Consider the following 13,412-nt stretch of genomic DNA (forward strand, 5'->3'; position numbering starts at 1 on the left):
GACGGAAAATTAATTATCGGCGATATCACTTTTGATGAAAAAAATCCGAATACGCCCATTATACTTTTTGTACATGGCTTTAAAGGCTTTAAAGATTGGGGCGCACATAATTTAGTGGCCAGGTATTTTGCCAGCAATGGCTACCGTTACATTAAATTTAACCTATCGCACAGCGGTGTTCCGGTTGATGATCCAAAAGATGTAACGGATATGGACGCTTTTGCCAGTAATACCGTATCGAAAGAACTTTTTGACCTTAATGCTGTGCTCGATTTTATTGAACAGGCTTATGGCTCGGGTACTAAAGTAAACCTGATCGGCCATAGCCGTGGCGGTGGTTTATCGGTTATTGAAGCGGCCAACGATTTAAGGATAAATAAACTGATTACCTGGAGCGCCATTGCCGATTTTAACAGTCTTTGGAAAAAAGAACAGGAAGCAGAGTGGAAGAAAGCCGGGAAAATTTTCGTTACCAATGCCCGTACCAAAGAGCAAATGCCTTTAAATGTAACGCTATTGGAAGATCTGCAGGAAAATGCAGCTGCATTGAATATCGTTGATGCTGCAAAACGGATCAATATCCCCTGGTTAATTATCCATGGCGATGACGATGTAAATGTTCCTATCGAAACGGCCCAAAACCTTGCCGAAGCCAACCCGGGCAGCAGACTGGCTAAAATTGAGGGGGCTAATCATGTTTATGGCGCTACACAGCCATATACCAACGAAACTTTGCCCCCGCTTTTGTTTAAAGTTTGCGAAAAATGCCTGATTTTCTTAAACGAAGGCTAAAGTAGATTATATTTGGATATGATTAAGCTCAAAACCCTCTCGAAACTCTATATCGCCTCCTTTATTTTTCTCATGGCCTGTTCACAAAACCATGAGAAAAATAAAGTTGTTGAAGATACTACAGCTAAAAACCAAACCATTGTAAAAACGGTAGCAGTTGAAAAACCGGTTGAGCTAAAAGTTGAGGAAGATACTTTAGACAATTTTGCCGAGTATTATGTGGCAGTTCTCGATACCAATGCAAGTTATAATCCGATTCATTCGAAAATGTTTAGCGCAAGCAAAACATTAAATATTCCGATTGATACTTTAGGGCGTTATTACAATAAAAAGAAAAATGAAATTATCCTCTCCGAAAATGATCCGGACGAAATATACGCCGGAGAATATTTTCCGCGTAGAAGCCCCGAGGAAAATTTAAGTTTAGAATATTTAAACATGTACAAACCTGATGCAAAAGCCAAAACCATTGCACTGGTAGCCGGGATATATGCCGATAAAGATTCGGCAGCAGTAGCCTTAAAAAAACTAAAAAACATTGAGCCAAAAGCTTTTGTACTTAAATCGAAAATTTATATTGGTTGTATGCATTAAAGATTATTAATAAAGGAAAGGATAAATTACATTATCAAATACGAAACCTATTAATTCTTTTTGATTTTTATCAGGGTTTTCATATCGCTGATGATATTCGGTTTATGCAAATATTCGGGAGCACCATAGGTTAAAGTTAATTTAAAATGTTCAGCAATTTGGTCCAATGTTTTGGCAGTTGCTTTAATTTCACCTTCAAACCAGTTATTCCAGGCCATCAATACCGTTTCATTATCTTTTTCAAAACGATAAAGGTCAAAATCAATTCCTTTATCAAAAATTTTTTCATCGTATTCGGCAGTTAATTTCCAGACATTTTCCCGTAAAAATTTAACCACTGCATAAAATATATCGGTGTCGATATTTGTTGCAATTTTTGTCTCCATGCCTTAAGTAATAAGATATTGTTGATCTTTGCTTTTCATAAAATTACATATCTGGCTCCTATTTAAATAAAAAGCGGTCAATTTTTATTACGAACTGATAAATTAATTACTTTGGAGCATTATAAATTATGGATCCAGATAAAACTACCTTCTCAAACTTTAATAAAACAACATTTAAGCACATACTAATTGGTATAACATTACTTTCATCTTTAATTATTTTTCTCGATGGTAATTTTTCGCCCGTGAAATTAAATACTGAATACATTAAAGATTCTGAGGGCCATCGCTTCAAAAACGGAACAGAATATATTTTTACTGCTCTAACCCCTCATAAAAAATACAGAATTCCTGCTCAACTTTTTAATGAAATAAAAGAGAAGGATTCATTGCAGATCTACCGGTCAAAAATAACTGGCATTATCCTCTATTATGGTTTGAGAAAATCCGATGTCGTTGCAGTGTATAAAAGCCGGTTGTTCAAGGATGAATTCTTTGGATTAGTAACCAGTACAATAGGTGTTTTTCTTGCTATAATTCTTTATTTTAACAAAAAATTAGCGCAAAATGTTACCCTTCAGGGAATTTTAGTTTTTTTGATAATTATTTCTTTGGTATTCTTAAGAAACTATTTTGGCCCTAATTATTTGTGGGAATTTTAATATCAATATCTAAAATTCAAAAACATTAATCAACTCTCCGTGCAAAATTGCGCATATCGCTTCCGCTGGGGCTTTGGAAAATTTCGAGATCAAAATAAGGTACCGCGGCCAGTAAATGATCGAAAATATCGGCAGCAACTTCTTCAAAACGTTTTAAACCTTTTTCTTTCGAGAATACGTAAATCTCAATAGGTAGTCCGTTTTCAGTGGCCTGCAACTGTCGCACCATAAAAGTCAAATTTTTATTGATGTGCGGATTACTTTCGAGGTATTTTTCGGCATAAACCCTAAAAGTACCAATATTGGTCATGTGGCGGCCGTTAACCAGGTTATTGGGATTTACTGTATTTTCGGCATTGTAACGCTCAATAAATGCCTGGGTTTCTTTGAGGTAATCTTTCAAAAAATCGATGCTCTGCAACCTTCCTATCAATTCTTCATCGCAGAATTTAATACTGGAAATTTTAATGTTGATATGGCGTTTAATCCTCCTGCCTTCACTTTCTTCCATAGCGCGCCAGTTTTTAAACGACTCACTTACAATCGCATAACTGGGTACAATGGTTACGGTCTTATCCCAGTTTCTTACCTTAATGGTAGTTAAATTAATTTCGGTTACTTCGCCGTCGGCACCATATTTTTCTACTGTAATCCAATCTCCTACCCTTACCAGATCGATGGCACTCATCTGTACCGATGCCACAAAACCTAAAATCGGATCTCTAAAAACAAGAATAAAAACTGCCGTAACGGCACCAAAACCACCAAAAACGTAAACCGGCGATTCGCCTAAAATAATCGACAGTATCAGAACAAAACCAACAATATAAAATACAATTTTGGCTACCTGTTTATAACTTCTGATGGGTTTATCGGCATATTTTTTTGATGATTCCATGATTGAAACCACCGCATTCAAGAAAGCGTTTATGGCAAACATTACCGCTAAAACCATGTAGATTTTAGCAAAAATCAAAGCATAAAAGTGCCAGTTTTTAAAATAGATAAAAAGATAAGGCACAACATTGTAAATGATATAAGCCCCAAATATTAAAGCAATTGCCCTAAAAACGCGGAACTCGAACAGTGCTTTCTGCCAATCGGATTTGGTTTTGGCACTTTTTACCATTACGATAAAAATCTGCCTGGTTACAAAAATGGTGATGAACAGAAATAAGACAACACCAACCAGTCCGAGAAAAAAATAAGAATAAATGAGTTCATTACCAGAAAGGCCCTTAACTGCAAGCCAGTTTCTAAGTTCGTTAAATAGGTATTTAAACTCGGTAATTTTCATTAGGGCAATTTATGATTTATTGGTTAGAAAATTAAATGTAGCGTGAGCCGTCAACAATCTTTTATTAACCACTATTTGTCCCTATTATCGGGAGATAAAAAGCCTAGTAATCTGGTCTGTGGAGACACAGACCATGACGGACACAGACCACGGTACAAATCTGTGTTTAGCTGTGTGAATCTGTGGTTATAATTTTAAATAGTTGATCTGTGGGGACACAGACTACGGCGGACACAGACCACGGCGCAAAAAAGATTGCTTCGTCGTTCCTTATCGCAATGACGATTAGGTTTTCTCCACCCAATTTCCGTCGCCTTTGATGATATCGATCAATTCATCCAAAGCGTAGGCCGTGGTTACATTTTTCTTTACCACTTCTTTACCACGATACAGGGTAATTTTATCCGGTCCGGTACCAACATAGCCATAATCGGCATCTGCCATTTCGCCCGGTCCGTTAACGATACAGCCCATAATACCGATTTTAATTCCTTTTAAATGGTCGGTACGCGAGCGTATAAGCTGCGTGGTTTCCTGCAGATCAAAAAGGGTACGGCCACAGCTTGGGCACGAAATATATTCTGTTTTACTGATCCTGGTACGTGTAGCCTGTAAAATCCCAAAACTGGTAGAATTGATCAAAGAAAGATTTTGACCTTCCGCATCAATCCATACACCATCGCCAAAACCATCAGTAAGTAAAGCACCTAAATCAGTTGCTGCATAAAGCATTAAATGATCGGCATCAGCATTCTGATATGTTCTTTTTATCATCACCGGAACCTGAATGTTATTTTCCTGCAATGCCACAAAAAATGATCTTTGCGCTGCCATTCCGTGGATTGAGGCGGTTTTTAAGATTAAAACACACGTTTTATCCAATTGCTCAATTGCTGAATTGCTCAATTGCTCTGAGTCAATTTCAACAAAGTTTAAAAATTCATCTTTAACATCTGCTTTACTAAATTCTTCGAATGAAAATAAAGGATGGCAGTTATTTTTATCTTTTAGTTTTTGCCAGGTTTGGTAATTGTACACCTGCTTTAAATTTCCCGGGAAAGAAAAAGAAGGCAAATTATCGCCCAGATAAGCTAAATCGCAGGCCTGATCGGCCAGATTGTATTTATCTAAACCCGCGCTGTAGTTATACCCAACCGAGCTTAAAAAGTAAGGATCTTTTAAATTTTCTTTCGAAACATCAATCATTACTACCGGATGATGGTGCCCGCCGATGTGCTGTACAGGCGTGGTAATGCGACGGTTGTATTCGTAAGGAGAATAAGTTGCGCGGGTGGCGCTGAGCATATGGCGTAGACTGTTCGACTCCGGACTCCGTACTTCTGACTTCTGACTCCTTAAAGAATATCTATCTGCCAAAGCTTTGGCCACTGGTGCTTCAAATTCGGGGTCTTCGGTTAAAGAAACGCGGATGGTATCACCCAGCCCGTCTTCAAGCAAAGTACCGATACCAACGGCCGATTTAATACGTCCATCTTCCCCATCACCTGCCTCGGTAACGCCCAAATGCAACGGGTAATTCATCCCCTCTTTAGCCATTGTTTCTACCAGCAAACGGTAAGCCTGTACCATTACCTGGGTATTACTGGCTTTCATCGAGATCACAAGGTTGTAATAGTTCTGATCTTCGCACATGCGCATAAACTCCATTGCCGATTCTACCATTCCACGTGGTGTATCGCCATAATGGCTCATAATCCGATCAGAAAGCGAACCATGATTGGTACCAATGCGCATCGCGGTGCCGTACTCTTTGCAGATTTTAACCAATGGGATAAACTTTTTATAAATCCGGCTTAGTTCTGCATTGTAGGCATCCTGGGTATATTCTATATTTTCGAATTTCTTTTTATCTGCGTAATTACCTGGATTTACGCGCACTTTTTCTACAATCCTGGCGGCCATTTCGGCAGCGTTTGGTGTAAAATGGATATCGGCAATCAAAGGAACATTGTAACCACGGTAACGCAGTTCCTTTTTAATATTGGCAAGGTTTTCGGCCTCTTTAATGCTTGGTGCTGTGATACGTACATATTCGCAACCCGATTCTACCATACGGATGGTCTGCTCTACGGTACCCAAGGTATCCATCGTATCGGTAGTGGTCATTGATTGGATACGGATAGGGTTATTCCCGCCCAATGCAATATCGCCGATGTTTACCTCGCGTGTTAAATACCTAGAATAAGTTGTTAAACTGTTGCAATATCCGCCGGCCAGATCATTTTTTGCCAATATATTTTCCATCTACCTGCAAAGATAATGATTGTTGGAATTTTTGATGTTGTAATGTTGTAATTAAATCAACCGCTATCTTTTGCAGTTTAATGGTTTGGGTAAGTTAATTATGCTTCTTTTTGAAAAGCCCCGCCTTTATGTCCGAACCCATCGAACCTTCTGCCAATTGCAGGTAATTACGTTTAGCCTGATCTTTTTCAATGTTTACCGTTCCGGTAGTTTGTACGTTTTTCAGTTCAAGAAAATCTGTCGCCGTTGCATCACTGCCACTTAACGGACCACTTCCATATCCTGCCAGATTCGTATAGTCGGCAAAAAGACAGTCGGATGCCTTGTACCGGCGTGTACTTCCTTTTTCTCTTATCCATACAGTACTGCTGTTAGCTATAATGTTATGATGAAAGTCAAAACCGTCTCCATTGGTACTTTGTGTAGTCCAAACACCACTAAAATAACAACCATATACCATCGAATAACGCATGGCACTAAGGCTGCCCATCCCTCCATCGTTTTTCCAAAAAACAACCGGATTTTTGCAGTTGAAGAAAACACAATGATCGATAACCAGGCCATAACCATTTGCAATAACCCCCACATGTAAGGGTAATACATCCACATTGCCAGCAAACAGGCATTGCGTTACCAGCAAATCATCCAAGCTTTTTCCATCACGCCATATGGGATAGGAACGGCGCAAATTATTACCATCTATATAAGCGTAATCGGGGCTACCGGTAAATCGTAAGCCCTCAATAGTTACATGGTTAACCTCTGGCTGTATACCTTTTGCTTCTTCTCCACCCACGCCAGCAACAAGTGGAACTGCAGTAACAACAACCGGCATTTTTTGAGGAGTCCAATCTGTATCATCAGGCATAATATCTGCACGAACAACTAGACGGTTTTCGAGGGTATATTTATTATTGGTGAACACTACAGTTTGGGTTAACAGGTGTACTCCTTTCGAAAGAATAATTGTGGTAGTTCCTGGTTCTTTATTTAAGTTTACGCGTTTGGCAGCTTCAAATAATGTTTTTAAGGGCTGTGCCTTTATTCCTGAATTTGCATCGTTGCCAGTTTGAGGATTAACATATAATTGCTCTGCCCGTACCAACATTGAGCTCATGGCACACATTAAAAGCCCAAGTATGTGTTTTTTTATCATAATATTCTTTTTCTGTAAAATTAGAACATACTTACCTGCTCAGAATGGTCATTTTATATTAAAAGTGGTCATTTACATCTTCTTGCGGTATTGTTGAGGGGTGGTACCTGTAAGTTTTTTAAAGAAACGGTTAAAATTAGATGGATCTGAAAAACCAAATTCATACGAAATCTCTTTTGCTGATTTATTTTGACAAAGCTGTTTCTTTATTTCCGAAATCAGTTTATAATGAATCATTTGCTGGGCTGATAATCCACTAAATTGTTTGCAGATTTTATTAAGAAACCCCGCACTAACATTAAGCATTTTTGAATAGGCTTCGACACTCCGGTTATCTACAATTTTCTTTTCTAATAAGAACTTAAATCTATAAAAATCAGCGTGAACATAGGTATCTCTTTGCACATTATAAACACCAGCATAATCCCTGTTGAGAACAACTAGTAGCTGATATAAAATTGACCTGATTAAATGATTGCTATCGTTCTGAAGCTGGCCGAACTCCCCTTCTATCCCATATAAAAGTTCCAGGCATTTCTTAAAAGGCATCTCGGGTAACCCCATGTTGGTTGGATTCAAATACTGATGAAAATATTGAAAACGGTACAGGAAAAGTTTATCAGAGAAAAAAAGATGGAGAAAATCTTTTTCGAAGAATAGTGCATAGCCACTTAATTTTTCTTCAATTTCCCAACAACGTATTTGTCCGGGGCTTGTGAAAATAATAGTTCTCGGGCTTATCACTCCCTTATTTTCATCTAATGTAAAAGTGCCGTTTCCTTCTTCGATGAAAAGAATTTCGTAAAAACTAAGCTGATGTAAGGTACTATCTAATACATAATTCTTCAATGTTTCGATACGCCCAATATCTAATAGCAGTTCTGAACCATATTTATACGGGAGAAAATGATAGGTTTTAATTTTTGCCAATGATGCCATTTCTTTTTACAAATTGCTTCTCACTATAAAGATGAAATAATGAATCATCTTATCAAAATATTGATGGTGAAGCAAAAGCCGGGTTTTCGCAACATTCTACTTCCAGAAAAGCCTAATTGGTTTGTTTGTTGCAGCAGGGCATCCTGCTACCGATTTAAGATCCACGCAGGTTACACTTCAGGAGATTAATTTTTTTTAATCAAATCAACCTCTCTTTTATCACTAAAGTATTGGCAGCTATGTCATGCCAGCACTGGTTTTTCCTGTTCAAAAAGCTATACAGATAACCAAAGAAAACTGGGATTACCGATAATATTTTAGAAAAATTCCTGATTAGGGATACCCCAAAAGAAATCCTGCTTCCTTCCAGATCGGTTACTTTAATGCTGAGGAATTTTTTACCGATGGTTGCCTGGCTTTTTGAAGCTTCGGCTATGCTCCCATAAATCAATTTAACGAAAAATATTGATGGAAAAGGAAGCATAAAGGCCATTATCCGCTGGTCTTTCCCCTCGATAAAAATATAACTGATTAAAATAATGATGGTATAAAAACCAAAAATGATAAAATGATCGATTACCGACGCAAGTAAACGCTGATCGAAAGCGGCAAAATATTGCGGAGCGGTTTTTTGGTAGCTAAAACCCAAAAGCTCACGCAATTCGGGAATTGCGTGAGCTTCTTTATAATCGTCCATTCCGGGTTTGCGTATAAAAGTATTCGCACCGATGTTTAAATCTTTCAGTTCGGTTAAACTATACGGTCCCTGCGGCTTACCATTAATTACGACTACATATTCTTTATCAGGATTCATTAAATCAGGATTGTTTAGATTTTAGGATTGCAGGATCAGGTTTAAAAAAAGATTTCTACTAACGAATTTCAACCTTACGCCTTAAACCCTACACCTTCTACCTTCGAGCCCTCCACCCCTCTAGTATCTGCTTACCTCAAAGTTACTCAATCCGCCGTCTAAACTGATAAAGATTTTTTTGGTTGATGTTTTATAGTTCGAAGTTTCGTAAACGCCATCGCTCAGTTTTTCAAATCCATCGAAATCTTTTGCCGATAAACCTGTTTTGGTTTTAATTCTGCAGCCCGAGCCATTCGGCACCTTAATTTTAACATCAGCTACTCCCGATTTTACAACCACATCAGTAATCGGCAGTAAATCACCTATTTTAATGTCCAGGGCAGCGGCTCCACCATCAAAGCGGAAAGTACGTACCTTGTAAGGAGAAAAGTCGAAATTGGCTTCTCCGGCACCCAGCTTCATCAGGACATTCCAGGTAGCTTCTTTGTTTAATTTAAAGTTTACATCATTACCGTTATCGCCAAAATTCCATTTTCCTTTTTTATCATCCATACTAAAGGTAAGTACGGTTGCAGAATCGGTAACCAGTTTTTTCAGAGAGAAATTACCACGTTTTTTCTTGATATCTGCATCAATTAATGCAGCCGTTTCGCCATCCAGATTGAACGAAATACCTCCTCCGGAAATATTCAGCACTGTTTTTTTAGCGTTATCTGCAGCCACAAATGGCTCTGTTAATTTTAACTGGTGATAAGAAGAATCTTTATTGTTATTATCATCGTCGTTATCATTATCATCATCGCCATCATTGTGGTCGATATTAACATCGATGTCTTTTTTAAAGTGGTTTCCCCACCAGTAGCCATGCTCGGGCACCTGTTGCCCTCTGTAAAAAAGGAATGACAGGGCCACTACCAGCACGCCAATGGAAATGATGCTACCAGTTTGCGAATTATTTCTGTTAAAAAGGATATTTAAACCTGCAATAATCAGGAATATAGGCCAAAAGCTCCAAACGTTGCGCCAATAAAAATTGATTACGCCAAAATTTTCGAGTAGAAGCACACCGCCGATAAAAAGCAGGATGATACCCCATATTAATCTATCTAATTTCATGTTATTTATACTTGAGGGTTAGCGGATGTTGATTGGTCATCTTTGTTGGTAGGCGCTGTAGGCTCATTTTCTACAACGGTTTCAGAAAAATCGGCTGTTTTTTGCTGTTCTGCCTCCTGTTGCTGATGCTGAAAAGCTGCCCAGTCGTTCTTTCTTTTTGATTTGGCAATAATACTGATCCCTAAAGCGATAAATATCAATGGCCACATGTACCTGAATAAGTTGCGGATATTAAACCAATAAGGGATAAAATCCAATTCGCGCATCAGGAAAAAACATCCTACAACCAATAATATCAAACCACCTATGGTACGGCCGGTATCGTTCGGTTTATTAAATTTACCAAAATCGGCCTGTGTTTCGAAAGGTGTTTTTTGGGCGTTATCAACAGGCTGCGACCAGTTTGGGCTTCCAGCGCCCTGATTTGCCGCAAATGGATCAGGGGATCCAAAAGGATTTGCATTTGGATTATTCTTATTGAAATAATCGTTGAATTTTGAGAACCTTGCGGCCGGGTCGTTATTCACCGGAACAATAATCCACATGATAATATAGGCAATTAAGCCACCTCCAGCCATAAATATGGCCGATAATGCAAACAATAATCTAATTATGGTAACCTCCACCTGCATGTAATCTGCAAGTCCCGAAGCTACACCGGCAATCATCTTATCGTGTTCGTTTCTAAAAAGCTTCTTTTCCATAACGTTGTTCATTTTGTGTTTAAAAATCGAGCGGGGTAATTAAAACCTCATCTACGTTTACACCTTTACTTAAGTTTAAAATGGTGAACAAAGTTTCGGCAATATCTTCAGGCTGTACAAATTTTTCGTCGGGGATTGTTGTTCCTTCCCACGATGAAGTTCTGGTAGAGCCTGGTAAAAACGCTGTAACTTTAACGTTGTGAGGGGCTAACTCTTGCCGCAATACATGATTAAGACTTAACATCGCTGCTTTTGTTACACTATAACTGCCACCATTTTTTACAGGTGCTTTACTGGCCACCGAACAGATATTGAATATATGGCCCTGCTTTACCCAGCGCATTTTTTTTCCAAAAAATTTACCGGTATAATAACAGGCATTGGTATTCAGATTTTGCTGTTTTTCGAATGTTTCGTCGTCCTCATCAAGCAAACTACCGGGTAAAAAGATCCCCACATTGTTTACCAAAACCGTTACGTGATCAAAATCGAAAACAGCAGAATTTAAAAAGGCATATATTTCTTCTTTAACTGAAAAATCAGCGGCATGGGTAAAAATCCGATTCCCATAAGGTGTTAATTCTGCTTTAAGTGCCTTCAGGTCATCTTCTCCCCTCGCCACTAAAATTAAATCGTATCCGTTTTCGGCCAATTTAAGCGTTATGGCCCTTCCAATTCCTTTAGTTGCACCCGTTATTACAGCTTTCATGTTTTGTGGTTTAATTTTTGTTGACAAAAAACCATATTTATATTCAAAACCACGAATATTTTTGCAATTAGCAAAGAGCGACAACTTTTTTATCGTTTCTTTGTAGTAGTATAAGAGTGTTCATTTAAATTAAGCAAAAACATACGGAATGAATTTTACCAATTTCGGCAGATACATCCTGCTACTCAAGTCTGTATTCAGAAGGCCGGAAAAACTGAAAATATACCTTAAAGAAATCGCCAAGCAAATGGATTATGTTGGTGTGGGCTCTTTAGGCCTGATTGCCATTATATCTACTTTTATCGGTGCGGTAATGACCTTGCAGATTGCTTTCCAGCTGGTTAGTGATTTTATTCCCAAAACTATTATTGGTTCGGTTAACCGCGATTCGAGTATTCTGGAATTAAGTCCAACCATCAGTGCAATTGTACTCGCAGGGAAAATCGGGTCGGCCATTTCATCAGAAATCGGTTCGATGCGTGTTACCGAGCAGATTGATGCATTGGAAATTATGGGTATTAACGCTCCCGGATATTTAATTCTCCCTAAAATTATTTCAGGTATTACGATGGTACCGATGTTGGTGATCATCTCGATGTTTTTGAGCATTACCGGTGGTTATATCGGTGGTTCGGTATCAGGTGCCGTAACACCAGCAGAATATATCCAGGGTATTACAACCGATTTTAACCCTTACACCATTACCGTTGCTTTGGTAAAGGCATTTGTATTTGGTTTTATCATTACATCGGTGCCCGCTTACGAAGGTTTTTATGTTCGTGGTGGTGCTTTAGAAGTTTCGCAGGCCAGTACAAGGGCTGTTGTAATTAGCTGTATTTCTATTTTAGCTTGCGATTATATCGTGACCCAATTGTTATTGTAATGATCGAAATTAAAGATATTTATAAATCGTTCTCCGGAAACAATGTACTACAGGGCATCTCCGGAAAGTTTGAAGAAGGTGTAACCAATTTAATTATCGGTGGTTCGGGATCAGGAAAAACTACCCTGCTTAAATGTATGGTGGGTTTACACCAGCCCGATTCGGGTTCGGTACTGTACGATGGCCGCGATTTTACTCCTATGACCTACGAACAGCGTATCGAAGTGCGTAAAGAAATCGGTATGCTTTTTCAGGGATCGGCCCTATTCGACAGTATGACAGTTGAAGAAAACATTATGTTTCCTTTAAACATGTTTACCGATCAAACACGCAGCGAAAAAATAGACCGCGTAAATTTCTGTCTAGAAAGGGTAAATCTTGCAGGTAAAAACAAATTATTTCCGGCAGAATTATCGGGCGGAATGAAAAAACGCGTGGGTATTGCCCGTGCCATTTCGATGAATCCTAAATACCTGTTCTGTGATGAGCCTAACTCCGGATTGGATCCAAAAACATCAATCGTTATTGATGAACTGATTCAGGAAATTACCGAAGAATATAAAACCACTACAATTGTGGTAACACACGATATGAACTCGGTAATGGGGATTGGTGATTATATTTTATTTTTGCACGAAGGAAAAAAATTCTGGGAAGGCAGCAATAAAGAAATCGCACATACCGACATTAAAGAGCTGAATGACTTTGTGTTTGCCAGTCGTTTTATGAAAGCGGCAAAAGATAAATTTTAAGAAAAATCGTATATTTGCGTGATGACTACGGCCACAAAAAATATCATTCACAAATTGGAAACCTTACCAGATAGCATGGTAAACGAGGTAGAAGATTTTATTGATTTTTTAAAAGCCAAACATGCCAAAAGCTTTCCCAAATCGGAAAGCGGAGAGAATAAAATTGTTGAAGAGCCAAAAAGCCTGTATGGTGCTGCGAAAGGTACAATTCTTTATATTTCTGATGACTTTAACGAACCATTAGATTTCAATTAAAATAAATAATCGTCATTGCGAGGCACGAAGCAATCTCTTCTGTATATCTATCGCATTAAGATTGCTTCGTACCTCGCAATGACGGACT

Annotated in this window: 15 protein-coding genes; 6 read left to right on the forward strand and 9 right to left on the reverse strand. The window is 38.4% G+C overall.

Annotation, left to right across the window (positions count from 1 at the left end; genetic code table 11):
- Positions 1–792 (forward strand): alpha/beta hydrolase family protein (locus B2V92_RS25295; RefSeq protein ID WP_293313347.1); only part of this gene is annotated, 792 nt, incomplete at its 5' end.
- 18 nt (positions 793–810) lie between these two features.
- The gene (locus B2V92_RS25300; protein ID WP_293313349.1) at positions 811–1,386 is read left to right on the forward strand and encodes a hypothetical protein; all 576 of its coding nucleotides are present in this window, start codon (positions 811–813) and stop codon (positions 1,384–1,386) included.
- 50 nt (positions 1,387–1,436) lie between these two features.
- Here the strand turns inward: B2V92_RS25300 and B2V92_RS25305 are convergent, their stop codons facing one another.
- Complete coding sequence (locus tag B2V92_RS25305) at positions 1,437–1,772, reverse strand: hypothetical protein (RefSeq protein WP_293313351.1); 336 nt, start codon at positions 1,770–1,772, stop codon at positions 1,437–1,439.
- A 128-nt stretch (positions 1,773–1,900) separates the two neighbouring features.
- Between B2V92_RS25305 and B2V92_RS25310 the strand changes: the two genes are divergently transcribed.
- Positions 1,901–2,434: a hypothetical protein gene (locus B2V92_RS25310; protein WP_293313353.1), complete on the forward strand. Its 534-nt coding sequence runs from the start codon at positions 1,901–1,903 to the stop codon at positions 2,432–2,434.
- Between the two features lie 25 nt (positions 2,435–2,459).
- Here B2V92_RS25310 and B2V92_RS25315 read toward each other — a convergent pair whose 3' ends face one another.
- The 8 genes from B2V92_RS25315 to B2V92_RS25350 form a co-directional block, all read right to left on the reverse strand.
- Positions 2,460–3,731, reverse strand: coding sequence for a mechanosensitive ion channel family protein (locus B2V92_RS25315; RefSeq protein WP_293313355.1), 1,272 nt, complete (start codon positions 3,729–3,731; stop codon positions 2,460–2,462).
- Between the two features lie 285 nt (positions 3,732–4,016).
- Positions 4,017–5,996, reverse strand: a complete 1,980-nt coding sequence (gene ispG / locus B2V92_RS25320; RefSeq protein ID WP_293313357.1) for a (E)-4-hydroxy-3-methylbut-2-enyl-diphosphate synthase — start codon at positions 5,994–5,996, stop codon at positions 4,017–4,019.
- 94 nt (positions 5,997–6,090) lie between these two features.
- Complete coding sequence (locus B2V92_RS25325; protein ID WP_293313358.1) at positions 6,091–7,152, reverse strand: hypothetical protein; 1,062 nt, start codon at positions 7,150–7,152, stop codon at positions 6,091–6,093.
- 72 nt (positions 7,153–7,224) lie between these two features.
- On the reverse strand, positions 7,225–8,082 hold the full coding sequence (locus B2V92_RS25330; protein WP_293313360.1) for a helix-turn-helix domain-containing protein: 858 nt from the start codon (positions 8,080–8,082) through the stop codon (positions 7,225–7,227).
- Between the two features lie 208 nt (positions 8,083–8,290).
- Positions 8,291–8,905, reverse strand: coding sequence for an RDD family protein (locus tag B2V92_RS25335; protein WP_293313362.1), 615 nt, complete (start codon positions 8,903–8,905; stop codon positions 8,291–8,293).
- A gap of 120 nt (positions 8,906–9,025) precedes the next feature.
- Positions 9,026–10,021: a LiaF transmembrane domain-containing protein gene (locus B2V92_RS25340; protein ID WP_293313364.1), complete on the reverse strand. Its 996-nt coding sequence runs from the start codon at positions 10,019–10,021 to the stop codon at positions 9,026–9,028.
- Between the two features lie 5 nt (positions 10,022–10,026).
- The gene (locus tag B2V92_RS25345) at positions 10,027–10,725 is read right to left on the reverse strand and encodes a PspC domain-containing protein (RefSeq protein ID WP_293313366.1); all 699 of its coding nucleotides are present in this window, start codon (positions 10,723–10,725) and stop codon (positions 10,027–10,029) included.
- A gap of 19 nt (positions 10,726–10,744) precedes the next feature.
- Entirely contained in the window at positions 10,745–11,434 is a 690-nt protein-coding gene (locus B2V92_RS25350; RefSeq protein WP_293313368.1) for an SDR family oxidoreductase, read from the reverse strand.
- 148 nt (positions 11,435–11,582) lie between these two features.
- Between B2V92_RS25350 and B2V92_RS25355 the strand changes: the two genes are divergently transcribed.
- Genes B2V92_RS25355 through B2V92_RS25365 form a run of 3 tightly spaced genes read left to right on the forward strand, consistent with a single transcriptional unit; the run spans position 11,583 to position 13,324 of the window.
- Entirely contained in the window at positions 11,583–12,317 is a 735-nt protein-coding gene (locus tag B2V92_RS25355; RefSeq protein WP_113949422.1) for an MlaE family ABC transporter permease, read from the forward strand.
- Positions 12,317–13,069: an ABC transporter ATP-binding protein gene (locus tag B2V92_RS25360; protein ID WP_293313371.1), complete on the forward strand. Its 753-nt coding sequence runs from the start codon at positions 12,317–12,319 to the stop codon at positions 13,067–13,069. Before B2V92_RS25355 ends, B2V92_RS25360 begins: the two co-directional genes overlap by 1 nt.
- Positions 13,070–13,123: 54 nt before the next feature.
- Complete coding sequence (locus tag B2V92_RS25365; protein WP_293313373.1) at positions 13,124–13,324, forward strand: DUF2281 domain-containing protein; 201 nt, start codon at positions 13,124–13,126, stop codon at positions 13,322–13,324.
- The last annotated feature ends 88 nt before the right edge of the window (positions 13,325–13,412 follow it).

It is taken from the genome of Pedobacter sp. UBA5917, assembly GCF_002432345.1.
Taxonomy (GTDB): Bacteria; Bacteroidota; Bacteroidia; order Sphingobacteriales; family Sphingobacteriaceae; genus Pedobacter.

Bases quoted from the DNA above. Each gene is read 5' to 3' on its own strand.
- B2V92_RS25360 (WP_293313371.1), top strand. From the start codon at position 12,317: ATGATCGAAATTAAAGATATTTATAAATCGTTCTCCGGAAACAATGTA.
- B2V92_RS25340 (WP_293313364.1), bottom strand. From the start codon at position 10,021: ATGAAATTAGATAGATTAATATGGGGTATCATCCTGCTTTTTATCGGC.
- B2V92_RS25350 (WP_293313368.1), bottom strand. From the start codon at position 11,434: ATGAAAGCTGTAATAACGGGTGCAACTAAAGGAATTGGAAGGGCCATA.
- B2V92_RS25325 (WP_293313358.1), bottom strand. From the start codon at position 7,152: ATGATAAAAAAACACATACTTGGGCTTTTAATGTGTGCCATGAGCTCA.
- B2V92_RS25315 (WP_293313355.1), bottom strand. From the start codon at position 3,731: ATGAAAATTACCGAGTTTAAATACCTATTTAACGAACTTAGAAACTGG.
- B2V92_RS25335 (WP_293313362.1), bottom strand. From the start codon at position 8,905: ATGAATCCTGATAAAGAATATGTAGTCGTAATTAATGGTAAGCCGCAG.
- B2V92_RS25300 (WP_293313349.1), top strand. From the start codon at position 811: ATGATTAAGCTCAAAACCCTCTCGAAACTCTATATCGCCTCCTTTATT.
- ispG (WP_293313357.1), bottom strand. From the start codon at position 5,996: ATGGAAAATATATTGGCAAAAAATGATCTGGCCGGCGGATATTGCAAC.
- B2V92_RS25355 (WP_113949422.1), top strand. From the start codon at position 11,583: ATGAATTTTACCAATTTCGGCAGATACATCCTGCTACTCAAGTCTGTA.
- B2V92_RS25305 (WP_293313351.1), bottom strand. From the start codon at position 1,772: ATGGAGACAAAAATTGCAACAAATATCGACACCGATATATTTTATGCA.
- B2V92_RS25345 (WP_293313366.1), bottom strand. From the start codon at position 10,725: ATGGAAAAGAAGCTTTTTAGAAACGAACACGATAAGATGATTGCCGGT.
- B2V92_RS25310 (WP_293313353.1), top strand. From the start codon at position 1,901: ATGGATCCAGATAAAACTACCTTCTCAAACTTTAATAAAACAACATTT.